Origin of the sequence: Cellulomonas flavigena DSM 20109, from assembly GCF_000092865.1 — a bacterium.
GTDB lineage: Bacteria > Actinomycetota > Actinomycetes > Actinomycetales > Cellulomonadaceae > Cellulomonas > Cellulomonas flavigena.
Genome location: NC_014151.1, coordinates 4,033,605 through 4,056,163 on the forward strand (window position 1 = coordinate 4,033,605; position 22,559 = coordinate 4,056,163).

Annotated in this window: 22 protein-coding genes and 2 pseudogenes; 18 read left to right on the forward strand and 6 right to left on the reverse strand. The window is 71.1% G+C overall.

The window, feature by feature from the left end; genetic code table 11:
- Nucleotides 1-12: 12 nt before the first annotated feature.
- A complete protein-coding gene (locus CFLA_RS18345) occupies nt 13-1,062 on the forward strand; it encodes a hypothetical protein (RefSeq protein ID WP_013118846.1) in 1,050 nt (349 codons plus the stop codon).
- 192 nt (nt 1,063-1,254) lie between these two features.
- Nucleotides 1,255-2,838, forward strand: coding sequence for an AlbA family DNA-binding domain-containing protein (locus CFLA_RS18350; RefSeq protein WP_013118847.1), 1,584 nt, complete (start codon nt 1,255-1,257; stop codon nt 2,836-2,838).
- A gap of 250 nt (nt 2,839-3,088) precedes the next feature.
- On the opposite strand, the gene CFLA_RS18355 is transcribed toward CFLA_RS18350, so the two are convergent.
- On the reverse strand, nt 3,089-3,511 hold the full coding sequence (locus CFLA_RS18355) for an arsenate-mycothiol transferase ArsC (RefSeq protein ID WP_013118848.1): 423 nt from the start codon (nt 3,509-3,511) through the stop codon (nt 3,089-3,091).
- An 18-nt stretch (nt 3,512-3,529) separates the two neighbouring features.
- Here CFLA_RS18355 and trxB point away from each other — a divergent pair, with 18 nt between their 5' ends.
- Genes trxB through CFLA_RS18380 form a run of 5 tightly spaced genes read left to right on the forward strand, consistent with a single transcriptional unit; the run spans nt 3,530 to nt 7,472 of the window.
- The gene (gene trxB / locus CFLA_RS18360; RefSeq protein WP_043599318.1) at nt 3,530-4,519 is read left to right on the forward strand and encodes a thioredoxin-disulfide reductase; all 990 of its coding nucleotides are present in this window, start codon (nt 3,530-3,532) and stop codon (nt 4,517-4,519) included.
- On the forward strand, nt 4,519-4,842 hold the full coding sequence (trxA, locus tag CFLA_RS18365) for a thioredoxin (RefSeq protein WP_013118850.1): 324 nt from the start codon (nt 4,519-4,521) through the stop codon (nt 4,840-4,842). The genes trxB and trxA overlap by 1 nt, the downstream gene beginning before the upstream one ends.
- Nucleotides 4,843-4,873: 31 nt before the next feature.
- Nucleotides 4,874-5,980 carry an ACR3 family arsenite efflux transporter gene (arsB, locus tag CFLA_RS18370; RefSeq protein ID WP_013118851.1) on the forward strand — a complete coding sequence of 369 codons (1,107 nt, stop codon included), beginning with the start codon at nt 4,874-4,876 and terminating at the stop codon, nt 5,978-5,980.
- Nucleotides 5,977-7,020: a metalloregulator ArsR/SmtB family transcription factor gene (locus CFLA_RS18375; RefSeq protein WP_013118852.1), complete on the forward strand. Its 1,044-nt coding sequence runs from the start codon at nt 5,977-5,979 to the stop codon at nt 7,018-7,020. The genes arsB and CFLA_RS18375 overlap by 4 nt, the downstream gene beginning before the upstream one ends.
- Entirely contained in the window at nt 7,020-7,472 is a 453-nt protein-coding gene (locus CFLA_RS18380; RefSeq protein WP_013118853.1) for an arsenate reductase ArsC, read from the forward strand. The genes CFLA_RS18375 and CFLA_RS18380 overlap by 1 nt, the downstream gene beginning before the upstream one ends.
- A 52-nt stretch (nt 7,473-7,524) precedes the next feature.
- On the opposite strand, the gene CFLA_RS18385 is transcribed toward CFLA_RS18380, so the two are convergent.
- Together CFLA_RS18385 and CFLA_RS18390 are read right to left on the reverse strand one after the other, a co-directional pair.
- Complete coding sequence (locus tag CFLA_RS18385; protein ID WP_013118854.1) at nt 7,525-8,031, reverse strand: GNAT family N-acetyltransferase; 507 nt, start codon at nt 8,029-8,031, stop codon at nt 7,525-7,527.
- Nucleotides 8,028-9,434, reverse strand: coding sequence for an FAD-dependent oxidoreductase (locus CFLA_RS18390; protein ID WP_013118855.1), 1,407 nt, complete (start codon nt 9,432-9,434; stop codon nt 8,028-8,030). The genes CFLA_RS18385 and CFLA_RS18390 overlap by 4 nt, the downstream gene beginning before the upstream one ends.
- A gap of 62 nt (nt 9,435-9,496) precedes the next feature.
- Here CFLA_RS18390 and CFLA_RS18395 point away from each other — a divergent pair, with 62 nt between their 5' ends.
- From CFLA_RS18395 to CFLA_RS18410, 4 genes are all read left to right on the forward strand, one after another.
- Entirely contained in the window at nt 9,497-9,880 is a 384-nt protein-coding gene (locus CFLA_RS18395; protein ID WP_013118856.1) for an ArsR/SmtB family transcription factor, read from the forward strand.
- A 142-nt stretch (nt 9,881-10,022) separates the two neighbouring features.
- Nucleotides 10,023-10,340 (forward strand): ArsR/SmtB family transcription factor, encoded by a 318-nt coding sequence (locus CFLA_RS18400; RefSeq protein WP_013118857.1) that lies wholly within the window; start codon nt 10,023-10,025, stop codon nt 10,338-10,340.
- Nucleotides 10,337-11,386: a permease gene (locus tag CFLA_RS18405; RefSeq protein WP_013118858.1), complete on the forward strand. Its 1,050-nt coding sequence runs from the start codon at nt 10,337-10,339 to the stop codon at nt 11,384-11,386. The genes CFLA_RS18400 and CFLA_RS18405 overlap by 4 nt, the downstream gene beginning before the upstream one ends.
- A gap of 54 nt (nt 11,387-11,440) precedes the next feature.
- Nucleotides 11,441-11,686, forward strand: a complete 246-nt coding sequence (locus CFLA_RS18410; RefSeq protein WP_013118859.1) for a thioredoxin family protein — start codon at nt 11,441-11,443, stop codon at nt 11,684-11,686.
- Nucleotides 11,687-12,167: 481 nt separating this feature from the next.
- On the opposite strand, the pseudogene CFLA_RS18415 reads toward CFLA_RS18410, so the two are convergent.
- Together CFLA_RS18415 and CFLA_RS18420 are read right to left on the reverse strand one after the other, a co-directional pair.
- Nucleotides 12,168-13,434: pseudogene (locus CFLA_RS18415) on the reverse strand (IS256 family transposase).
- 213 nt (nt 13,435-13,647) lie between these two features.
- Nucleotides 13,648-14,088, reverse strand: coding sequence for a MerR family DNA-binding protein (locus CFLA_RS18420; protein ID WP_013118861.1), 441 nt, complete (start codon nt 14,086-14,088; stop codon nt 13,648-13,650).
- Nucleotides 14,089-14,120: 32 nt separating this feature from the next.
- On the opposite strand from CFLA_RS18420, the gene merA reads away from it, so the two are divergent.
- Nucleotides 14,121-15,536 carry a mercury(II) reductase gene (merA, locus tag CFLA_RS18425; RefSeq protein ID WP_245530271.1) on the forward strand — a complete coding sequence of 472 codons (1,416 nt, stop codon included), beginning with the start codon at nt 14,121-14,123 and terminating at the stop codon, nt 15,534-15,536.
- 118 nt (nt 15,537-15,654) lie between these two features.
- Here merA and CFLA_RS20630 read toward each other — a convergent pair whose 3' ends face one another.
- The gene (locus CFLA_RS20630; protein ID WP_187291380.1) at nt 15,655-15,891 is read right to left on the reverse strand and encodes a hypothetical protein; all 237 of its coding nucleotides are present in this window, start codon (nt 15,889-15,891) and stop codon (nt 15,655-15,657) included.
- Nucleotides 15,892-15,936: 45 nt separating this feature from the next.
- On the opposite strand from CFLA_RS20630, the pseudogene CFLA_RS18430 reads away from it, so the two are divergent.
- The 6 genes and pseudogenes from CFLA_RS18430 to CFLA_RS18450 form a co-directional block, all read left to right on the forward strand.
- Nucleotides 15,937-16,350 (forward strand): annotated as a pseudogene (locus CFLA_RS18430) (IS256 family transposase); the annotation flags it as partial.
- 326 nt (nt 16,351-16,676) lie between these two features.
- Nucleotides 16,677-19,214, forward strand: a complete 2,538-nt coding sequence (locus tag CFLA_RS18435; RefSeq protein ID WP_013118863.1) for a heavy metal translocating P-type ATPase — start codon at nt 16,677-16,679, stop codon at nt 19,212-19,214.
- A gap of 213 nt (nt 19,215-19,427) precedes the next feature.
- The gene (locus CFLA_RS18440) at nt 19,428-19,679 is read left to right on the forward strand and encodes a DUF2933 domain-containing protein (protein ID WP_013118864.1); all 252 of its coding nucleotides are present in this window, start codon (nt 19,428-19,430) and stop codon (nt 19,677-19,679) included.
- A 130-nt stretch (nt 19,680-19,809) separates the two neighbouring features.
- Complete coding sequence (locus tag CFLA_RS18445) at nt 19,810-20,034, forward strand: heavy-metal-associated domain-containing protein (RefSeq protein ID WP_013118865.1); 225 nt, start codon at nt 19,810-19,812, stop codon at nt 20,032-20,034.
- Nucleotides 20,031-20,186: a hypothetical protein gene (locus CFLA_RS20635; protein WP_013118866.1), complete on the forward strand. Its 156-nt coding sequence runs from the start codon at nt 20,031-20,033 to the stop codon at nt 20,184-20,186. Before CFLA_RS18445 ends, CFLA_RS20635 begins: the two co-directional genes overlap by 4 nt.
- Nucleotides 20,187-20,241: 55 nt before the next feature.
- Nucleotides 20,242-22,518 (forward strand): heavy metal translocating P-type ATPase, encoded by a 2,277-nt coding sequence (locus CFLA_RS18450; RefSeq protein ID WP_081449801.1) that lies wholly within the window; start codon nt 20,242-20,244, stop codon nt 22,516-22,518.
- Nucleotides 22,519-22,559: the final 41 nt, after the last annotated feature.

Genomic DNA, 22,559 nt, shown 5'->3' on the forward strand with positions numbered 1-22,559 from the left:
TGTCACCTACTCGTGCAGCAGGCCCTGGACCTGCGCGCCCGGCTGCGGTCCGCAGACGACCATCAGTTCCAGAGCGCGTTCCTCGAGCTCTACGTGCATGAGAGCCTCGACGCCGCGGGCTACGCGGTGAGCATCCACCCCGAGGTACCCGGCGGTACCCGGCGACCCGACTTCGTTGCTCGCCGGGACGGCGCCGCCGTGTACATCGAGGCGATCGCTCCAGGCCCGTCGGACGCCAACCGACGAGCCAGCGCGCGACGCAACGACTTCCTCGACACCGTGAACAAAGTCGGCGACCCGAACTTCATGCTCGACCTCGACGAGTTGACGGTGGGAGCAGCGCCACCGCCCGGAGCACGACTCCGTACTGAACTTCGCGCGTGGTTGCGCTCGCTCGATCCCGAAGCGAGCTACGACTTCGCCAACGCGCCAGCCTTCCACTGGACGCACGAGGACTGGACGGCCGCCTTCCGTGCCATCCCCAAAGCACCGCATGCTCGTGGAACGACGCCGGGTGATCGAGCGATCGGCGTCTACAGCCACATGCCCGCTGCGTTCGTCGACGACGCGCCTGCCATCCGGGCGGCGATCGCGAAGAAGCACCGCGCGTACGGGGAGCTGGAGGCGCCGTTCGTCGTGGTGGTCGGGCTCTACATCTTCGACACGGACCTCGACCAGACCACCGCGGCGCTCTATGGCGACGTCGTGTACGAGTGGGGACGCACCGCCGACGGCGAGATCGTCTCGCGGGCCGCACGCCGGCCGAACGGCTACTTCGGCGCACCACCGGGCTGGGACAACCGGCACGTCTCCGCAGTACTCACTGTCAGCCAGCTCCAACCGTGGTCAGTACCTCGAGCCGAGACCACGCTGTGGCGCCACCCCAACCCGGCACACCCGCTACCGATCGGGATGGCCTTCCCGGGCGACACCATGGACCTCAGCACCAACAGGCTCGTCCGGGGCGCGGGCCTGTCACCAGCCGACCTCTTCGCGCTGCCCGACCCCTGGCCCAGGGGTACAGCGTTTCCGCCACGACGGAAGGTCGACCCCGAGGCGTAGCCGCCATTCGCCATCCTGTCCGTCGTCGAGCGACGTACTCTGACCGGCGCCTCGTCCGCGTCGACCGTGCGACGCACACGACCGCGGCAAGATCGTCGGGTGACCTCCAACGGCGTGCCCCTCCTGGCGTCACCTTCCCCCGGTGGGCGCAGCACGCCGCGTCTCGGTAGGTCGTAGTGGCAGACTCCCTTCATGCCGCCGTTCGCGGTCGACGGAGCGGTCGACGAGGAGAAGCTGCACGAGCTGTTGGCCGTGGCCACCGAGCTCGACGAGCTGGACTACAAGGCGACACTTGACCTGTCCAAGGGTGCGGACCGCAAGCACCGCGTCGAGTTCGTCAAGGACGTCGCGGCGCTGTCGTCGCTGCCTCACGGCGGGTACCTCGTGGTCGGCGTGAACGGCAAAGGGCAGCCGGCGCACGATCAGCCGGCTATCGAACCGGCGCACTTCGACACCGCGACCTTGACGGACATCGTGACCAGCGAGGTAGACGGTCGCGTGACGATCCGGGCGGCAGTGCACCGCATCGACGACCGTGACGTCGCACTCGTGTACGTCGGGTCGACCCAAGATGGGTACCCGGTGGTGTGCAAGAAGACCGGCGAGTACTCACTTCCGAGCGGGAAGCAGTGCGTCGTCTACCGGCGCGGCGACACATTCACTCGGGGTGGCACGCAGAGCCGCCGGATCGAGCACCGCGACTGGCCGGCTGTCCTGTTGAACCTTCGAGCTCGAGCGCGCGCTGAGGCTGCGACCGAGACGCAGGAAGTCATCGCACGGTTGGCGGAGCAGTTCCGTCGGGAGCCGGGGGAGCAGCCGGTCGTGATCGATGTGGCGATGAGCCCTGAAGACTTCGAGGCGGCCGTGGTCGATGCGCTCGAGCGCAAGCAGACCGCTGCGGTGCGAAGGGCGGTGGACAGCGCTCGGGTGTTGGTCGCGAGCGCTTGGACCGACGTGGATCGTGCCCGTGACGTCCAGCGAGGGCTGGATCGGCTGTGCTCCGTGGCTGGAGTCGCGCTCGGGAACGATGATCTCCAGCTGTTCGAGGTTGTGATCAAGGCCTTGTATCGGGTCTACAAGGGGGCGCTGATGATGGCCCACGAGACGTACCCGAGCCAGGCGCACCCGAAGGAGGCTGCCCTGCTCTGGCGGGAGATCGCTGCGCGACTTCTGACCATTCTGGGTGCTGCCGTTCGCGCGGAGCGATGGGCGTTCGTGCGCCCGCTCGTCCTCAAGAGCATCGGCACGACGTACTCGTACGCGACATGGCTTCGGCACGCCGTCACCGAGGCGTCGAGGGCGAACCTCCTCGTCAGTCAGACGGGTGAGCCGGCGAGGGGTGCGCTCGTGCGGTTCGCACGCGAAGCGGTGCAGGGCATTCCAGCCCTGTGCAACGACGTCGATGCGGTCCCGTTCGACTTCGACGAGCCCCCGGCCAGTCACGACGAACTGCTCGACAGCATCTGCCAGGGGGACTTCCTGTGGTGTGTGATCGTCCACGCAGCAACGACGGCGGCGGACTCCACGGACGGCCGACAGCACTTCTACCCGAGCTGCTCTGGGCTCTACGCCCACCGAACCGCGCCGATCGCCGAGGTTCTGGCCACCGATGAGGTTGCTCGCCGCGACGGGGTCGGCCAGCCAGACCCGATCGTCGCGCGGGCGATCCGGACCGTCGACGAGGCCGCCCGAGTCGCGGAGCAGAGCTGGGACTGGACGATCAGGACGGACGTCGTGAAGCGCTTCCTGGCGGCGAACCCCGGACCGTCGACGTAGCGAGCGGTTTCCGCGATCCCGCGGCGTAGTCGTCACCGCCAACTTGGACAACCGTATAGTCAGACTATCGATGCCGTTCAGTCAAAGTATCTTGCATCTCGACACTTGCATCTCGACAACTGTCGAGATGCACGACAGATTGACTGCCGCTGAGCGTCGTACCTTGCCTGCTGAGGGCTGGCCGCCTCCGCCCGGTCAAGGTACGACCGGCTCCTGCCGTTCGTGCGAATGTCGGTATTGCTCCGGCACCTCAGGGAACGATCTCTGTCAGCAGGTCCTCGATCCTGTGGTCGAGGTGATTGCGCAGCGAGCGGATGCCCTCGAGGTCCCAACCCTCGGGGTCGGGTAACGGCCAGGTCTCGACGTGGGGATGCGCAGGCAGGGCCAGGTTCGGCTTGAGAGCGATCACGACGTCGGCCTGGGCGATGAGCTCAGGTGTGACGGGCTGCGGGACCTGGTCGCTGCGGTCGATCCCGAGCTCGGCTAGCGACGCGAGGACCGTTGCGTCGACCCTCTCGCCCGGATTCGTGCCCGCCGACAGCACCCGGACCGTGTCGCCCGCCCGGGCGGCGGCGAGGCCCGCGGCGAGCTGCGAGCGACCGGCGTTGTGCGCACAGACGAACAGCACCGTTCGCCGGACGTTCGCCTCTGCGTGGTTCCGTGTTGTGTTCACATCTGTCAATATCGAGACATGTCGATGCAACGCGAAGTCGTGATCATCGGATCGGGCCCCGCCGGGTACACCGCGGGGATCTACGCCGCCCGGGCGGGCCTGTCGCCGCTGATCGTCGCGGGGTCGGTGACCGCCGGCGGTGCGCTGGTGAACACCACCGAGGTGGAGAACTTCCCCGGCTTCCCCGACGGCATCCAGGGCCCGGAGCTGATGGACAAGTTGCGCGCGCAGGCCGAGAAGTTCGGGGCGCAGGTGCTCCTGGACGACGTGACCGCCCTGGACCTGACCGGACCGGTGAAGAGCGTGACCACCGGCAGCGGTGAGGTGTTCACCGCGCGGGCGGTCGTGCTGGCCACCGGCTCGGCGTACCGCGAGCTCGGGCTGGCCGACGAGAAGCGCCTGTCGGGACGGGGGGTGTCCTGGTGCGCCACCTGCGACGGGTTCTTCTTCCGCGGCCAGGAGGTCGTGGTCGTCGGCGGCGGGGACTCCGCGGTCGAGGAGGCCACGTTCCTGACCCGGTTCGCCTCCAAGGTGACCCTCGTGCACCGCCGCGACACGCTGCGGGCCTCGAAGATCATGGCCGACCGCGCCGCGGCGAACCCGAAGATCGCGTTCGCGTGGAACAGCGAGGTCGTCGAGATCCACGGCGAGGACAAGGTCACCGCTCTGACGCTGCGCGACACCGTCACCGGCGCCACCCGCGAGCACCCCGCCACCGGGCTGTTCGTCGCGATCGGGCACGTGCCACGCAGCGAGCTGCTGACCGGGCAGGTCGACCTCGACGAGAACGGGTACGTGCGCGTACAGGGCCGCACCACCCTGACCAACCTGCCCGGGGTGTTCGCCTGCGGCGACGTCGTCGACCACACCTACCGCCAGGCCATCACCGCCGCCGGGTCCGGCGCGGCCGCGGCCCTGGACGCCCAGCACTACCTGACCGGGCTCGGCGACGTCGGCACCGCCGGCCCCGTCGCCCCCGGCGTCGCCCACCAGCTGCAGGAGGTCTGATGCCCACCACCACCGTCACCGACGCCACCTTCGAGGCCGAGGTCCTGCGCTCCGAGGTCCCCGTGATCGTCGACTTCTGGGCCACCTGGTGCGGCCCGTGCCGCCAAGTCGCCCCGGTGCTCGAGCAGCTGTCCGAGGACTACGCGGGGCGCGTAAAGATCGTCAAGCTCGACGCCGACGCCAACCCGCAGACCGTCACCGCCGCCGGCGTGGTGTCCATCCCGACGCTGAGCTTCTACGTCGACGGGGCACCGGTGAAGTCGCTGATCGGCGCCAAGCCGCGCCAGGTCATCGCCGCCGAGATCGACGACCTGCTCACCTGAGCACACCCCTCCCAGACGAAGGACCTCGCCCGTGGCTCAGACCTTGCCCGCACCCCAGCAGCTCGCCACCCGGCGCCTGTCCACCCTGGACCGGTGGCTGCCGGCCTGGATCGGGGCGGCGATGCTCGCCGGCCTCGCACTCGGCCGGTTCGTGCCGTCCCTGGCCGACGCGCTCGCGCACCTGGAGGTCGGCGGGATCTCGCTGCCGATCGGGCTCGGGCTGCTGGTGATGATGTACCCGGTGCTGGCCAAGGTCCGCTACGACCGCGTCAGCGCGGTCACCGGCGACAAGCGGCTGCTCGTCAGCTCCCTGGTCCTGAACTGGATCCTCGGGCCGGCGCTGATGTTCGCCCTGGCGTGGGTCTTCCTGCCCGACCTGCCCGAGTACCGCACCGGCCTGATCATCGTGGGCCTGGCCCGGTGCATCGCGATGGTCGTGATCTGGAACGACCTGGCCTGCGGGGACCGGGAGGCCGCGGCCGTCCTGGTCGCGATCAACTCCGTCTTCCAGGTCGTCGCGTTCTCCGTGCTCGGCTGGTTCTACCTCAGCGTCCTGCCGGGCTGGCTCGGCCTGGACACCCAGGGCCTGGACGTCTCGGTCGGGCAGATCGCGCTCAACGTGCTGGTCTTCCTCGGCGTCCCGCTGGCCGCCGGGTTCGCCTCGCGCGCGATCGGCGAGCGCACCCGGGGCCGGGACTGGTACGAGTCGCGGTTCGTGCCGCGGATCGGGCCGTGGGCGCTGTACGGGCTGCTGTTCACGATCGTGCTGCTGTTCGCCCTGCAGGGCGCCGCCGTGACCCGCAACCCCCTCGACGTCGCCCGCATCGCCCTGCCGCTGCTGGTCTACTTCGCCGTGATGTGGGGCGTCGGCTTGGCCACCGGCAAGGTGCTGCGCCTGGGGTACGCCCGCTCCACCACGCTCGCGTTCACCGCCGCCGGCAACAACTTCGAGCTCGCCATCGCGGTCGCGATCGGCACCTTCGGCGCCACCTCCGGGCAGGCGCTGGCCGGTGTCGTCGGACCGCTCATCGAGGTCCCCGTCCTCGTCGGCCTCGTCTACGTCTCCCTGTGGGCGGCACGCCGGTGGTTCGCGACCGACCCCTACGCCACCCCGGCACCGCAGGAGGTCCGCCCGTGAGCACCCTGTCCCCCGAACGCCCGCCCGCACCCGCCGGCTCCGACTGCGCCCCCACCCCGGAGGCGCACGCCATGGGCGCGCAGGCCGCCGCCCAGGTCGCGACCATGCTCAAGGCGCTGGCCGACCCGCTGCGGCTGCGGATGCTGTCGTTCATCACCACCAGCTCCACCGGTGAGGCGTGCGTGTGTGACATCGCCACCGTCGCCGACGTCTCCCAGCCGACCGTCTCCCACCACCTCAAGGTCCTCAAGGACGTCGGCGTGCTGACCTCCGAGCGGCGCGGCACCTGGGTCTGGTACCGAGTCGCCCCCGACGTGCGCGGCGCGGTCACCGCCCTGCTGGACTCCTTCGCCCCCGCGGCGCTGGACGCCGCCCACCACCGCGCCCGCCCGCTGACCGGCCTCGGCGACGTCGACGCCACCCTGACCCGGGTCGCGGACGACCTCGCGCCCAGGTTCCCCGACCTGGACGCGGACCTGGTGCTGCGCACCGTGCGCGAGTCCTACGCCGCGCTGGCCCGCGGCGCGGGGACCACCGCACACCTGGTACCCACGGCGCAGCGGTTCGCCGCCCAGCGCCTGGCCGACATCACCCGCGCCGCCACCCCGGCCGGGCACGTGCCGCAGGTGCTGTTCGTCTGCGTCGCCAACGCCGGCCGCTCCCAGCTCGCCGCGGCCCTGCTGCACCACTACGCCGGCGACACCGTCATCGCCCGCTCCGCCGGCTCCGCCCCGGCCGCCGCGGTGCATGCCACCGTCCGCCCCCTGCTCGCCGAGCTGGGCACCGACGCCGAGGCGGTGTTCCCCAAGCCGCTGACTGACGACGCCGTCCGCGCCGCGGACGTCGTGATCACCATGGGCTGCGGCGACACCTGCCCGATCCTGCCCGGCAAGCGCTACGAGGACTGGGTCGTCGGCGACCCCGCCCTCGCCTCCCCCGAGGGCGTCGCGGCCATCCGCGACGACATCGACGCGCGCGTGCGCGCCCTGCTCGCCGACCTGCTGCCGTCCACCACCGACCGACCCGAGGAGCACCCCTGATGACCGACACCGCCACCGACACCACGACCGACGGCGCGACCACCAAGCCCAGCGTGCTGTTCGTCTGCGTGCACAACGCCGGCCGCTCGCAGATGGCCACCGGGTGGCTGCGGCACCTGTCCGGCGGCGCCGTGGAGGTCCGCTCGGCCGGGTCGATGCCCGCCGACCAGATCAACCCCGCCGCCGTGGAGGCGATGCTCGAGGAGGGCATCGACATCCGCGCCGAGAAGCCGAAGGTCCTGACCACCGAGGCAGTGCAGGCGTCCGACGTCGTGGTCACCATGGGCTGCGGCGACGCGTGCCCGTTCTACCCCGGCAAGCGGTACGAGGACTGGAAGCTCGAGGACCCCGCCGGTCAGGGCGTCGAGGCCGTCCGCCCAATCCGCGACGAGATCCGCACCCGCATCCTCACCCTGCTCACCGAACTCGGCGTCCAGCCGGTCAACGCCTGACCGCGCCTGCGACGACGGCCCGGACCCTGCGGCGTCCGGGCCGTCGTGGCGTTCACCCGCCGGCCAGGGTCTTCTGCAGCAGCGTCGTGCCCAGCCACCGGTCGAACTTGCGACCCACCCGCTCCAAGCGCCCCGCCGGGTCAAACCCGGCGCGCCGGTGCAGCGCCAGCGAGGCCGCGGTGTCCCCGTCCGCGACCACCGCGATCACCTCCCGGGCGCCGGCCGCCGCAGCCTGCTCCAGGACCGAGGCGAGCAGGCGGGTGCCGATACCGCGCCCGGTCGCCGCCGGATCGAGGTAGATCGTGTCCTCGACCGTGTGCGCGTACGCCGGCCGCGGCCGCCACGGACCGACGTACGCGAACCCCGCCACCTGCCCGTCCAGCAGCGCGACCTCGAACGGCCACCCCGCCGCGACCACGGCGTCGAGCTTGTCCACCCACACCGCCTCACCGGGCGGGTCGAGCTCGAACGTCGCGGTCGACGTGGCCACGTAGTGGTCGTAGATCCGCGCGAGCCCTGCGACGTCGCCACTGGTCGCGGCGCGCACCTGCACGTTCACGCGGTGCCGTTCGCCGGCTGGTCGCCCGAGCGGCCGTGCACGACGCCGGTGGCGAACCCGATGCTCGCCGGCGCCCCGACCCCCAGGGTGACCAGCTGCGGCTCGGGTGCGCTGCCGCAGCACGAGCTGCCGTCGGCGTCGAGGTCGGTGGAGCACACCCCGGTCTCGGGCAGCTCGAGCTCGACCGCGTCCGCGCCGGCGCGGTCGCCGGCCAGGGCCGCGGCGATCGAGCGGACCTGCTCGTACCCGGTGGCCAGCAGGAACGTCGGGGCCCGCCCGTAGGACTTCATCCCGACCAGGTAGAACCCGTCGTCCGGGTGGGACAGCAGCGCCTCCCCGTGCGGGGGCACAGTTCCGCAGGAGTGGAAGTTCGGGTCGATCAGCTCGGCCAGCCGGGCCGGGGACTCCACCACCGGGTCCAGGTCCAGGCGCACCTCGCGCAGCATGTTCAGGTCGGGACGGAAGCCGGTCGCGTTCACGATCGCGTGCACCTGCAGGTCCAGCGCCTCCTCGCGCGCGTGGCCCAGCACCCGCACGCCGTCCCCGGTCGGCACGAGCTGCTCGATCGACACCCGGGTCACCAGCGTCAGCCGGCCGGCGTCCACGGCGTCCTTCAGCCGAGTACCGAGCAGCCCGCGCGCGGGCAGCTCGTCGGCCGCGCCCCCGCCGAACAGCCGCCGCGCCGAGCCTGCGCGGATCGCCCACGTGATCGTCGTATCCGGCGCGGACTCGGCCAGTTCCACCAGGCTCAGCAGGGTGTTCGCCGCCGAGTGCCCCATGCCCACCACGAGGGTGTGCCGCCCGGCGAACCGGTCGCGCTGCGTACCGAGCACGTCCGGCAGCGGCCCGGTCACGAAGGCCGCTGCCTGGCGCTCCCCGACCGCCGGCAGGCCGCTGGCACCCAGCGGGTTCGACGTCGCGTACGTGCCGGACGCGTCGATCACCGCGCGCGCCAGCACGTCCTGCACCTGCCCGTCCGGGGTCAGGGTCCGCACCCGGTACCCGCGACGCTCCCGGCCCAGGGTGCGGGTCTTGTCCGCACCGTCACGCGCCACCGCCAGCACCCGGGTACCCGTGCGCAGCCGCCCCGCGATCGCAGGCGTAGCCGCCAGCGGAGCCAGGTAGTCGCGCACCAGGTCCGCACCCGTCGGCAGCGCGTCCGTGTCCGGCGCGACCCACCCCGTCGGCTCCAGCAGCCGACGCGCGGCCGCGTCGATGTCATAGCGCCACGGCGAGAACAACCGCACGTGCCCCCACGACGCCACGGCCGCCCCCGCACGCTCGCCGGCCTCGAGCACCAGTGGCTCCAGCCCCCGCTCCAGCAGGTGCGCCGCCGCCGCCAACCCCACCGGCCCGGCACCGATCACGACGACCGGCAGCTCCTCACGCACGACCTCGGCCATGACCACTCCTCGCATTGAAGTACGTCGATAGGTGACGCCGAGCAACGTATCTACAACCGTCGATGCGTGGCAAGATGGCTGCCATGACCGCCACACCGCTGCCGCTCGCCACGCCGCCGTCGACCGGCACGTGCTGCGCACCGCTGACCCGGGCAGCGGCCGAGCCCGAGACGGCACGCGAGCTCGCGCGGGTGTTCAAGGCGCTCAGCGACCCCACCCGCGTCCAGCTGCTCTCGATCGTCGCGGCCCACCAGGACCGCGAGGCGTGCGTGTGCGACCTGACCGAGCCCGTCGGCCTCGCTCAGCCGACCGTCAGCCACCACCTCAAGATCCTCGTCGACGCCGGCCTGCTCACCCGCGAGCAGCGCGGACGATGGGCGTACTACTCCCTCGTGCCCGGAGCCCTCGACGACGTCGCCGCGAGCCTCCTCGACGCCGCCCGCTGAACCTCCTCGCGACTAGGTCCTGGGAACCGCTCCTCAACGGCAGCGGAGCGCAGATGCAGGGATCGGCTACAGGCCGGGCTGCGATGAGACGAGCGGACCAAGATCCCGCATCGACGGACCAGGAGAGACCTACGGTTCAAACATGGCTGAATCAATCCTGATCGAGATGACGACGCCTTCCGGTACCGCCGGCGAGGTCGCGTTGCTGCAGGCCGTCGCGGACCCCATCCGATGGGCCGTCCTGGACATCCTGGCAATCGGGGAGCACTGCGTCTGCGACCTGCAGAAGCGCGTGCCCATACCGGCGAACCTGCTCAGCTACCACCTGAAGGTGCTGCGTGACGCGGGCCTGGTGGTCACGTCACGGCGGGGTCGGTGGGTCGACTACCGGCTCGCGGACGACGCCGTGGAGCGCATGACGGCGGCCCTGCCGTCCGGGCACGCCGCGGTACGGCCGTGACCGCGCCGAGCAGGTCGGTGGTCGGCGGCTCGACGGGCCGCCTCGTCGCGGCGCTGCTCACCGCCGCGACCGTGTGGGTCGGGCTGTACGCCCTGAACGAGGTCGCGTGGGACACCGTCATGGGCGACTGGCTCGGCCTGGACCTGTCGCACCGGGTCGTCGACGCGGTGCACTTCTTCCTCTACGACGTCACCAAGATCCTGCTGCTGCTCGTCGGGATGATCTTCGTCATCGGGCTGCTGCGGACCACGCTGCGTCCCGAGCGCGTGCGGGCGTTCCTCGAGGGCAAGCCGCTGTGGCTGTCCCTGGGCATGGCGGCCGTGCTGGGCGCCGTGACGCCGTTCTGCTCGTGCTCGTCGATCCCGCTGTTCATCGGGTTCGTGGCCGCCGGGGTGCCCCTGGGCGTGACGTTCGCGTTCCTCATCGCCTCCCCGCTGGTCAACGAGGTGGCCGTGGTGATGCTGGCGGACCTGTTCGGCTGGCAGCTCACCGGCGCGTACGTCGGCGCCGGCCTGGGGATCGCGGTCGTGGTGGGCTGGATCTTCTCCCGGCTGCACCTGGAGCGGTGGGTCGAGGACTTCGTGTTCGCCGCCCCCGTCGCCAAGCTCGGCGCCGACGGGCACCGGCCGACCCTCGGCGAGCGGGTCGAGGCCGCCCTCGAGGAGACCCGCGACATCGTCGGGCGGGTCTGGAAGTGGGTCATCGTCGGGGTCGCCGTCGGCGCGGGCGTCCATGGCTGGGTACCGACCGAGTTCTTCGCCACCTACGCCGGGCCGGACAACCCGTTCGCGGTCGTCGTGGCGACCGTCGTCGGCGTCCCGCTGTACTCCAACGCGGCCGGGGTGATCCCGATCGCCGAGGCCCTGTGGGCCAAGGGCATGGCCACCGGGACGGTGATGGCTTTCATGATGGGCACCGTCGCACTGTCGATCCCGGAGGCCGTCCTGCTGCGGCGCGTGCTCAAGCCCCCGCTGCTCGCCCTGTTCTTCGGCACCGTCACCGTGGCGATCATCGCCGTCGGTCTGGTCTTCAACATCGTCTTCTAGCGGTCCGGGCCCCACCCGATCCGTCGTTCGTCCCACCCCTACCTGGAGGTCGTCATGAACATCAAGGTCCTCGGCCCTGGCTGCCGCAACTGCGTCACCCTCGAGCGCGTGACCCGCGAGGCCGTCGAGGCCCTCGGCATCGAGGTCGAGATCGAGAAGGTCACCGACTACGCGGCGATCGCCGGCTACGGCGTGATGAGCACGCCGGGCCTGGTCGTCGACGGCGAGGTCGTCCTGTACGGGCGGGTGCCGACCGCCGCCCAGGTGCGCGAGATCCTCGAGCCGCTCGTCACCCGCTGAGCCCTGCTGGGACCCGCGGCACGGGAAGAGACATCATGAACGAGCACCCGCCTTCGCGGGGCGGTTCGCCGGGCGCCGGTTCGCTCGCCGGACGCGGCCCCGGGCCGGCTCGGTTCCAGGCGCATCTGAGCCCTGATCCACCGGTCCACTTCGGGTGGGTGTGGTCCGTGGCTGTGCGGGTGGGGGCTGGGTGCAGGGCGTGGCGGGCCCGCCGGCCTGTGCCGGCTCTTCCACTAACGCCGTCGGGGCTGCAGTGGCAGGTAGCGAACTTGACGCCGAACGTACTTAAAGTATCCGCGCCTCAATCTCAAACTATCTTGCATCTCGACAACTCGACAGACCTGGTGTCGACGGTGACCGAATTCTGCACGACTGCCCGCCTGGAAGACTGCACACGCCCGGGCGTGTCTGCGCAGATGCGCAGCGTCCGCCAGCGAGGGTCGGGAGTGTCAGATGAACGGTGGGCGGGGCCCGGCGTTCTTCAGAGGTTCGAGGGGTTGATGCGCCCGTCGAAGGTGATGGCGAACGCGTTGAGGGCGGCCTTCCATCGGATGACCCATCGTGCCCGGCCCCGTCCGGTGGGGTCCAGCGCTCGGGTCACCAGGTAGAGGCACTTCAGGGCCGCGGCGTCGTTCGGGAAGTGCCCCCGGGCCCGGACTGCTCGCCGGTAGCGCGCGTTCAGACTCTCGATCGCGTTGGTCGTGCAGATGATCTTGCGGATCTCCACGTCGTAGTCCAGGAACGGGACGAACTCGGGCCAGGCGGTGCGCCACCAGCTTGACCGCCGCCGGGTACTTGCCGGCCCACTTGTCGGCGAAGTCGTCCATCCGCGCGCTCGCCTGCTCGGCGTTGACCGCGGTGTAGATCGGCTTGAGGTCGCGGGCCACGGCGTCCCAGTCCTGGCGGGCGGCGTAGCGGAACGTGTTGCGGATCAGGTGGATCACGCAGGTCTGCACCTGGGTCAGCTCCCAGACCGTGGTGATCGCCTCCGGCAGCCCCTTGAGGCCGTCGCAGACCGCTATGCACACGTCCGTGACGCCGCGATTCTTGATCTCGGTGAGCACGTTCAACCAGTACTTCGCTCCCTCCCCGCCGTCCCCGGCCCAGATCCCCAGGATGTCGCGCTCCCCGCGGGTGGTCACGCCGATCACGACGTAGAACGGCTTGTTCGTCACCGCGCCGTCGCGGACCTTGACCACGATCGCGTCGATGAAGATCACCGGATAGACCACGTCCAGGGGGCGGGTCTGCCACTCGGCCATCTCCGCGGTGACCTTCTCGGTGATCCGGCTGATCGTGTCCTTGGAGACCTGGGTGCCGTAGACCTCGGCGAAGTGCGCCGAGATCTCCCCGGTCGTCAGCCCCCGCGCCGTCAGTGAGAGCACGAGCTCGTCGACGCCCTCCAACCGGCGTTGGCGCTTCTTGACGATCGCCGGCTCGAAGGTGCCCTCACGGTCACGCGGCACGTCGATCTGCACCGGGCCGATCTCGGTGATCACGGTCTTCGAGCGGCTCCCGTTGCGCTCGTTCGAACCTGACTTGCCCTCCCGCTCACCCGGTCGATACCCGAGGTGGTCGGTCAGCTCTTCCTCGAGGGCCAGCTCGAGGACCTGCTTGGTCAAACCCGCGAGCAGCCCGTCCGGGCCGACCAGGTCCAGCCCGGACGCCCGCGCCTGGGCGACCATCGTCCGGGCGATCTGCGTGTTCTCATCCTCATCGAGCTTCACGGGCTCGATCGTGTCGTTCATGCCGCCTGCTTCCCCGCCAAGCCATAGCCCGGCGTGTCAGGCCGACCCCCGCCCACCGTTCATCTGACAGACCCGGGGGCGAAGCCTGCTTGTGTGAGGCTGTGCAGGAAACGAGCAGCGAGGTCCGAGGCGTGTCGCAACCGGCTCCAACGTGTGGTTGTTGTGGGCGTCAGCGGAGCCGGTTGGCGGAGCTGGGGTCGACACCGGGGGTCTTCATCTGCCGGCCGTGCGCACTGTGGGCGTGGCGGCGGGCGTCGCGCCGCTGACGGGTGCGCCGGTCGGTAGGACCTGGCAGACGCCGTCCTCGCCGCAGGCTGCCGGGTCCAGGGTGGCGGCGCGGTCCCGCAGCCGCCGAACCTCCGTGCGGGTCGCCTCGAGCTCGGCGATGCGCACGTCGAGCGCGGCAGCATGCCGGTCAAGCAGGGCGGTGACGTGCTCGCACGGTGGGCCCTCGCTCTCTCGGACCTCGATGATCGTGCGGATCTCAGCAAGGGTGAGCCCGGCAGCCTGAGCGGCGCGAACGAACCCCAGCCGCGTGAGCACGCCCTGGTCGTAGTCCCGGTATCCGGAGGCCGCCCGGGCGGGCACAGGCAGGACCCCGGCCTGCTCGTAGAACCGCAGCGCCTTCGTGGTCAGGCCGGCGCGCTCGGCCACCTCCCCGATCCTCACCTCACCGACCCTACGCCTTGACCTTCCCCCGCACTGGAACCTCTACCGTCCCCGGCATGGACGAGAACACCTGGGACCTGGTCGTGGTCGGCACCGGGGCAGCGGCGATGGCCGCCGGTATCGAAGCCCGCTCGCGCGGCAAGCGCGTCCTGCTCGTCGAGCACGGCCCGCTCGGCGGGACGTGCCTGAACATCGGGTGCATCCCGAGCAAGAACCTGCTCGCCGCCGCCGGGCAGCGCCACCGCGCCCTGGCCAACCCCTTCCCGATGGTCCCCACCACCGCCGGCGAGGTCGACGTGCCCGCGCTGATGGGGCGCAAGCAGGACCTGATCGACGGGCTGCGGCAAGCCAAGTACGAGGACGTCGCCGCCGCGCACGGCTTCCCGATCCGGCACGGGCACGCACGGTTCGTCGACGAGGCGACGCTGCACGTCGAGGACGAGCCGGTCCGGGCGGCGGCCTACGTCATCGCCACGGGCGCCGCGCCGCACCTGCCGGACCTGCCCGGACTGCACGACGTCGCCTACCTCACCTCGACCACCGCGATGGAGCAGCAGCAGCTGCCCGCGTCGATGGTCGTCATCGGCGGCGGCTACGTCGGGCTCGAGCAGGCGCAGCTGTGGTCCCACCTCGGAGTGCACGTGACCCTGATCGGCCGAGTCGCACCGCACACCGAACCCGAGGTCGCCGACGTGCTGCGCGCCGCGTTCCTCACCGACGGCATCCAGCTCCTCGAGGAGCACGCCGTCGCCGTCGAGCGCGGGGCCGACGACACAGTCCTCGTGCACACCGCCAGCGGCCGAACGGCGAACGGCGAACGGCTGCTGGTCGCGACCGGCCGGGCGGCCGACACCACCGGCCTCGGCCTCGACGACGCCGGCGTCGCGACGGACGCCCGCGGCTTCATCGTCGTCGACACCCACCAGCGCACCACCAACCCGCGCATCTACGCCGCCGGCGACGTCACCGGAGCACCTCAGTACGTCTACGTCGCCGCGCGGACCGGACACGCGGCGGCCGCTGGCGCCCTCGGCGACCCCACCGCGGTCGACTACCGCGGCCTTCCCGGCGTCGTCTTCACCACCCCGCAGCTCGCCTCGGCCGGACTCACTGAACAGCGCGCCCTCGAACTCGGGCACACCTGCGACTGCCGGGTCCTCACAGCTCAGGACATCCCCCGCGCCCTGGTCAACCAAGACCCACGAGGCGTCCTGAAGCTCGTCACCGACGCCCACACCCGCCAGATCCTCGGCGTCCACGCCGCACTCGACGGCGCCGGGGAACTCATGCTCGCCGCCACCTACGCCATCAAGTTCGGCCTCACCATCGACGACATCGCCGACACCTGGGCGCCCTACCTCACGATGAGCGAAGCGCTGCGCCTTGCCGCCGGACTCTTCCGCACCAACATCCCAACCAGCTGCTGCGCCTAACGACCCACCAGCGCGACCACCGACTCCTCACTCACGTCTCGCACACCCCCCCACGGTGGGGCCAGCACCGTGACGACGGCGGGGGCCACTTCACTTGACGACACTCATTCCGGGCGCGTCAGGCGGCGAGGGTGCGGATCTGGGCGTCGGTCAACGCCTTGCGGGCGTCGATGCCGAGCCCGTCCACTCGCACCAGTGCGGTCAAGGCGTTGCGGTCCGCCGTCCGTCGCCGGTCCAGCGTCCTGCCCGCGGCCAGCAGCACCTGCAGCGTGGAGCGCTGGCCATCGGCGCTGGGGCTGAGCAGGAGACCACTGTCCGTTGCCAGAGCAGTGCGCGCGGCGGCGACTGCGTCCATCGGGTCGTACTTGCCTGCTCGTGCTCGCTGCTGACACCGGGGAGGCTGCTCCACTCGGTCTATGACCAGCCCGACGCCGCCTCGGTGCACGCCCAGTTCGACGAGCTCCTGGACCAGGTCACCGGGCCGTTGCCGGCCGTCGCCGAGCGCCTCGACGCGGCCCGAGACGACCTGCTCGCGTTCACGACCTTCCCCAAGGAGATCTGGCGGCAGATCTGGTCGAACAACCCCCAGGAACGCCTGAACGGGGAGATCCGCCGACGCACCGGCGTCGTCCGCATCTTCCCCGACCGCGACGCAGTGACCCGCCTGGTCGGCGCGGTCCTGGCCGAACAGCACGACGAATGGACCGAAGGAAGGCGCTACCTCGCCCTGGACGTCCTGCACCGCGCACGACTGAACCTCATCACCACCACCGACGCCGACCCTCAGGAACAGTCCTTGGCCCTGTCCGCCTGAACAGGAACAGGATCACGCCGAACGGCTACACCGCGCCCAGGGACTTGACCTCGCCCCGAGGGTGACCGTGGCGACCGTGCAGTCGCAGATCGGTACCAGCGAGAACGGCGATCTGGGTCCAGGCAACCCCGCACCTTGACCGGATCTTCATCGGCGGGCTCGCTGCGAGGGAGTACGTTCTAGATACCCCCCTGGGGTATCCCGGATGGGGCGGGAGCGGCTAGACACGAGGAACGGCTCCGCGAGCGTCGGTCCGTACCGACCACAGAACGAGAACGACGAGGCGGCTCGGTGCCGCCGCACGCGACGTGTGAAGGAGGTTCGACATGGCAAGTCAGAGCACGGTGCTCGACGTTCGAGGCCTGCACTGGGCGACGTCCGAGGCGGTGGTGGAGAAAGCGCTCGCTCACCGTCCGGGGGTCGTGGAGGTCAACGCGAACGCGGTGTCGCAGACGGCGAGCGTGACGTACGACCCTGCACTCACGTCGGTGGCTCAGCTCACCGGCTGGGTCCGCGACTGCGGGTACCACTGCGCCGGCCAGTCCGTGCCAGACCACGTCTGCGATCCCATGTCGGAGCCGGTGACCGTCGACCGGCACGGTGCCTCGACTGTCGACGGCCGCGGCGCCCCGACCACGCGAGCACTGCACGACCCGCACGCGGGTCACGCGGGACAAGCTCCCCACGGCCCGGACGACGCGCACGACCCCGGCCATCCGGAGCACCCGAGCGGTGGGCACGGCAAATCCGCGCACGACCGTCCCTCCAGCGGGGTGTCGCCGCACGACGCGATGGGCCACGGCGGTCACCACGGCGGTGGGTCGATGGAGGACATGGCCCGCGACATGCGCAACCGGTTCCTGCTCGCGCTGCTCCTGTCGATCCCGATCACCCTGTGGTCACCGATCGGCCGCGAGGTGCTGGGCTTCACGGCGCCCACCCCGTTCGGGCTCCGGGACGACGTCCTGGCGCTCGCACTGTCGCTGCCGGTGATCTTCTACTCCGCCTGGATCTTCTTCGACGGTGCCGCCCGCGCACTGCGCGCCAGGACCCTCGACATGATGGTCCTTGTCGCTGTCGGGGTCGGCACGGGGTGGGTCTACAGCGTCGCCGTGACGCTCAGCGGTGGCGGCGACGTGTTCTACGAGGCCGCGACGGTGCTGACCACCTTCGTCCTGCTCGGGCACTGGGTCGAGATGCGCGCCCGCGGCGGCGCCAACGACGCGGTCCGCACCCTCCTCGAGCTTGCGCCCGCCAAGGCGGTCGTACTGCGTGACGGGGTGGAGACCGAGGTCCCGACGTCGCAGGTCGTCGTCGGCGACCTCCTGCTGGTCCGACCAGGAGCCAAGATCCCTGTGGACGCCATCGTGGAGGACGGCGAGTCCGAGGTGGACGAGTCGATGGTGACAGGCGAGAGCATGCCGGTCGCGAAGTCGCCGGGCTCCGAGGTCATCGGCGCCTCGATCAACACGACGGGGACGCTGCGAGTTCGGGCGGCGAGGGTCGGGGCCGACACCGCCCTGGCCCAGATCGTCAAGATGGTCCAGGACGCGCAGAACTCGAAGGCACCGGGTCAGAGGCTCGCCGACCGCGCGGCGTTCTGGCTGGTTCTCGTGGCGCTCGTCGGGGGGACCGGCACGTTCCTCGTCTGGCTCGCTGCCGGCGCGAGCGTGCCCACCGCGATGCTGTTCGCGATCACCGTGGTCGTGATCACGTGCCCCGACGCCCTGGGGCTCGCGACGCCGACGGCGATCATGGTGGGCACTGGTCTGGGCGCGAAGAGGGGCGTCCTGTTCAAGAACGCGTCGGCGCTCGAGGCGTCCGCCCGGATCGACACGGTGGTGATGGACAAGACGGGCACGCTGACCAAGGGCGAGCCCGCCGTCACCGACGTGATCGTCGACGGGATCGACGACGTCGATCTGCTCGCCCTGGTCAGTGCGGTGGAGCGCGAGTCAGAGCACCCGCTGGCGCGCGCGATCGTGAGCCACGCGACGTCGGCCGGCGCGCCCGTGCTGACGGCGACCGGTTTCCGTAACGTGCCCGGACGCGGCGCGACGGCGACGGTCGACGGCCGGCGGGTCCTGGTCGGGAACCGCCGACTGATGGCCGACGAGGGCGTCGAGCTGGGCAACCTGGCGGCCCGACGGGACGAGCTGGCGGCTTCCGGGCGTACGGCGGTCGTCGTGGCGGTCGACGGCCGTGCGGCGGGTGTCGTCGCCCTGGCCGACGCGGCACGTGACACCTCGTCCGCGGCTGTGGCGGCGATGCGCGGCTCCGGCATCCAGGTGGTCATGCTGACCGGGGACAACGAGGCGACGGCGCGGCGCATCGCCGACCAGCTCGGCATCGACACGGTGATCGCCGAGGTGCTGCCTGGAGACAAGGCCGCGAGGGTCGCCGAGCTCCAGGCGTCGGGCAGGCGCGTGGCGATGGTGGGCGACGGCGTCAACGACGCGCCGGCTCTGGCGCGAGCGGACATCGGGATCGCGATCGGGGCGGGGACGGACGTCGCCATCGAGACAGCAGACATCGTCCTGATGCGATCGGATCCCCTCGACGTCCCGGTCGCGCTCCGCATCGGCAAGGGGACGCTGCGCAAGATGCGGCAGAACCTCGGCTGGGCGATCGGGTACAACGCGCTGGCTCTCCCGGTCGCCGCCGGGGTGTTCTACCCGCAGTTCGGGGTGAGCCTGAGCCCGGAGCTGGCGGCGCTCTCCATGTCCGGTTCATCGGTCATCGTGGCCGCCAACGCGCTCCTGCTCAAGCGGCTCAAGCTGCCATCGCCCCAGGTGGCAGGCGGTGCTCGCCACGATCCCCTCCGGGATGGCTCGGGAGTCGCCGTGCGGGCCGAGCCGCACTGAGGCGCCCGGTTGGCGTTCCGATGACCTCGCTGGTCGGCGCCTCGGCTTGCCGAGATGAGGTCTGCTGATTCTTCAGCGGTTCTTGACTCGGTCTGAGCCGAACCTGGGCACCTCACCGAGCACGCTGGGCGCAGGCGGAGCCGCAGCCATCTGGTCGTGGCGCCGGTGGGGAGCAGACAGCTCACGTACGACGGAAGCGAAGGAGTGGAGACCATGAACCACAGCGGTTTCGGGCATCTGAAGTGGATGGCGCTGACGGCTGCAGCACTGTTCGGCGTCCTGCTGCTCCTCGGGAACTCGGTCGGCGACGCTCTGCGCTACGCAGTGCTGCTCGCCTGCCCGCTCATGATGGTCGCGATGATGTTCGGCCCGCACTCCGGGCGCGGCGGTCATGGTGGCAGCGAGACGGGCATGCGCCCACGCGAGGACACGGACGGGCGCGTGGACCACCACCACAGCGCGTAGGGCCGCGCTCGGCGCGTAGACCGGCGCCGGGCTCCTCCGGACCCAGGGTCGTCGACCCGGCCCGACCGAGCCCCGCCGGGGTACGACGAAATCCATCAGCACACAGCACACGAGCGAAGGAGCACGACACATGAGCACCACCACGTACGAGGTCATCGGGATGACCTGCGGCCACTGCGTCTCGTCCGTCACCGCGGAGGTCAGCAAGCTGGCTGGCGTGGACGACGTCGACGTCGCCCTGGTGCAGGGCGGCGCGTCCCGAGTGACGGTCAGCAGCAGCGCACCGCTGCCGCTGGACGACGTCCGCGCGGCCGTCGACGAGGCGGGGTACGACCTGGTGGGCGAGTCGGCATGAACGATGCCGGACGGCTCGCGGGCTTCGGCCTCGCGCTCGCCGCGGCCCTCGGCGCCGGCTTCGGCGTCGGGGCCGCCGTGGGGCCGATCGGCATCGACGAACCGTCGTCCACCGTGAACCAGACCGGCGACATGCCGGCCGACCACGAGTGACCCATCAGAACGGAGACAGCCCGTGACCGAGGCCATCGAGCTGGAGATCGGCGGGATGACCTGCTCCTCCTGCGCCGCGCGGATCGAGAAGCGGCTCAACCGCATGCCCGGCGTCGAGGCAAGCGTCAACTACGCGACGGAGAAGGCGAAGGTCACGCTCCCCGAGGGCACGTCCCTCGCCGACGCCGTCGCTGTGGTGGAGGCGACCGGGTACACCGCTCGGCTGCGTCCGTCGGCACGCTCGCAGCCCGCTGCCGCTTCCGACGCCGCGGCGCCCTCCCGCGACGACGAGACCGCGGCGCTGCGACACCGGCTCGTGCTGTCCGCGGTGCTCACCGCGCCCGTCTTGGCGCTGTCGATGGTCGAGCCGCTGCAGTTCGACAACTGGCAGTGGCTCTCCCTGACTCTCGCGGCACCCGTCGTGGCGTGGGGCGCGTGGCCGTTCCACCGCGCGGCGTGGGCGAACGCCCGTCACGCCGCCGCAACGATGGACACGCTCATCAGTGTCGGCGTCCTGGCGGCCTTCGGATGGTCGCTCTACGCCCTCTTCTTCGGGGCGGCGGGCCGTCCTGGCATGCGCATGGCGTTCGACATCGTCCCCGACCGCGGCGGCGGCGGTCACGAGATCTACCTCGAGGTGGCCGCGGCGGTCACGGTGTTCATCCTCCTCGGGCGCTACTTCGAGGCGCGCGCCCAGAAGCGCTCCGGTGCAGCGCTCCGGGCGCTGATGGAGCTCGGCGCCAAGGACGTCGCGGTGCTGCGCGACGGCACCGAGGTGCTGATCCCGGTGCAGGACCTGAGTGTCGGTGACGAGTTCCTCGTCCGCCCCGGGGAGAAGATCGCGACTGACGGCGTGGTCGTGGACGGTGCGTCGGCCGTCGACGCGTCGATGCTCACCGGTGAGCCGGTGCCCGTGGAGGTGGGCCCGGGTGACCCCGTGGTCGGGGCCACGGTGAACGCCGGCGGTCGGCTGCTCGTGCGTGCCACCCGCGTCGGTACCGACACCCAGCTCGCGCAGATGGCTCGCCTTGTCGAGGAGGCGCAGACCGGGAAGGCCCCCGTCCAGCGACTCGCGGACCGGATCTCGGCCGTCTTCGTGCCGATCGTCATCGCTCTCGCGGTCGCCACGCTGGGGTTCTGGCTCGGGGCCGGGGCGGGCGCCGAGGCGGCGTTCACCGCTGCCGTTGCGGTCCTCATCATCGCGTGCCCGTGCGCGCTCGGTCTGGCGACGCCGACCGCCCTCATGGTGGGCACCGGCCGAGGGGCTCAGCTCGGCATTCTGATCAAGGGGCCCGAGGTGCTGGAGTCGACTCGCCAGGTCGACACCGTCGTGCTGGACAAGACCGGGACCGTCACGAGCGGGCAGATGCAGCTCGTCGAGGTCCTGCCCGCCGCCGGTCACGCGCGGGAAGAGGTGCTGCGCCTCGCCGGAGCGCTGGAGGACGCCTCCGAGCACCCCATCGCGCGCGCCATCACGGCCGGAGCGCGGCACGAGCTGGACGTCGCCCTGCCAGCCGTCCAGCAGTTCTCCAACAGCCAGGGGCTCGGGGTCTCCGGCATCGTCGACGGGCACACGGTCGCGGCCGGACGAGTGTCGTGGATGGCCGACGAGTGGGCTCAGCACCTCGACGCCGACCTGCGGGCCGGACTCGAGGTGGCGGAGTCGGCCGGGCGCACGGTCGTGGCCGTCGGCTGGGACGGCGCACTGCGCGGGCTGCTGGTCGTCGCGGACACCGTGAAGCCAACATCGCGGCAGGCGGTCGCCGAGCTGCGGGCGTTGGGCCTGCGACCGGTGCTGCTGACGGGCGACAACGCGCGGGCGGCACGCGCGATCGGCGCCGAGGTCGGGATCGACGACGTCGTCGCCGAGGTCATGCCGGCGGACAAGGTCCGGGTCGTGCGCGAGCTGCAGGACGCCGGCCGGGTCGTGGCGATGGTCGGCGACGGTGTCAACGACGCCGCCGCCCTCGCCCAGTCGGATCTGGGCATCGCGATGGGGACCGGCACCGACGTCGCGATCGAGGCGAGCGACCTGACCCTGGTCCGCGGCGACCTGCGAGCGGCCGTCGACGCCGTCCGCCTGTCCCGGCGGACGCTGTCCACGATCAAGGGCAACCTCTTCTGGGCCTTCGCGTACAACGTCGCGGCGATCCCCCTCGCGGTCTCTGGCTTGCTCAACCCGCTGATCGCGGGCGCCGCGATGGCGTTCTCGTCGGTCTTCGTGGTGACGAACAGCCTGCGCCTGCGCAGCTTCCGCGCCGTCTCGCTCGACGGGGCGGCGCGGACGACAGGCGTTGACCGGCGTCCGGTCGACGCGGTCGCGTCGGTCTGAAGCCACCTCACCCGACTCCGGACCGTCTCGGGCGCGACTCA

Bases quoted from the DNA above. Each gene is read 5' to 3' on its own strand.
- trxB (WP_043599318.1), top strand. From the start codon at position 3,530: ATGTCGATGCAACGCGAAGTCGTGATCATCGGATCGGGCCCCGCCGGG.
- CFLA_RS18395 (WP_013118856.1), top strand. From the start codon at position 9,497: ATGCGTGGCAAGATGGCTGCCATGACCGCCACACCGCTGCCGCTCGCC.
- CFLA_RS20635 (WP_013118866.1), top strand. From the start codon at position 20,031: ATGAACGATGCCGGACGGCTCGCGGGCTTCGGCCTCGCGCTCGCCGCG.
- CFLA_RS18410 (WP_013118859.1), top strand. From the start codon at position 11,441: ATGAACATCAAGGTCCTCGGCCCTGGCTGCCGCAACTGCGTCACCCTC.
- CFLA_RS18435 (WP_013118863.1), top strand. From the start codon at position 16,677: ATGGCAAGTCAGAGCACGGTGCTCGACGTTCGAGGCCTGCACTGGGCG.
- CFLA_RS18450 (WP_081449801.1), top strand. From the start codon at position 20,242: ATGACCTGCTCCTCCTGCGCCGCGCGGATCGAGAAGCGGCTCAACCGC.
- trxA (WP_013118850.1), top strand. From the start codon at position 4,519: ATGCCCACCACCACCGTCACCGACGCCACCTTCGAGGCCGAGGTCCTG.
- CFLA_RS18400 (WP_013118857.1), top strand. From the start codon at position 10,023: ATGGCTGAATCAATCCTGATCGAGATGACGACGCCTTCCGGTACCGCC.
- CFLA_RS18380 (WP_013118853.1), top strand. From the start codon at position 7,020: ATGACCGACACCGCCACCGACACCACGACCGACGGCGCGACCACCAAG.
- CFLA_RS18445 (WP_013118865.1), top strand. From the start codon at position 19,810: ATGAGCACCACCACGTACGAGGTCATCGGGATGACCTGCGGCCACTGC.
- CFLA_RS18350 (WP_013118847.1), top strand. From the start codon at position 1,255: ATGCCGCCGTTCGCGGTCGACGGAGCGGTCGACGAGGAGAAGCTGCAC.
- CFLA_RS18440 (WP_013118864.1), top strand. From the start codon at position 19,428: ATGAACCACAGCGGTTTCGGGCATCTGAAGTGGATGGCGCTGACGGCT.
- CFLA_RS20630 (WP_187291380.1), bottom strand. From the start codon at position 15,891: ATGGACGCAGTCGCCGCCGCGCGCACTGCTCTGGCAACGGACAGTGGT.
- CFLA_RS18390 (WP_013118855.1), bottom strand. From the start codon at position 9,434: ATGGCCGAGGTCGTGCGTGAGGAGCTGCCGGTCGTCGTGATCGGTGCC.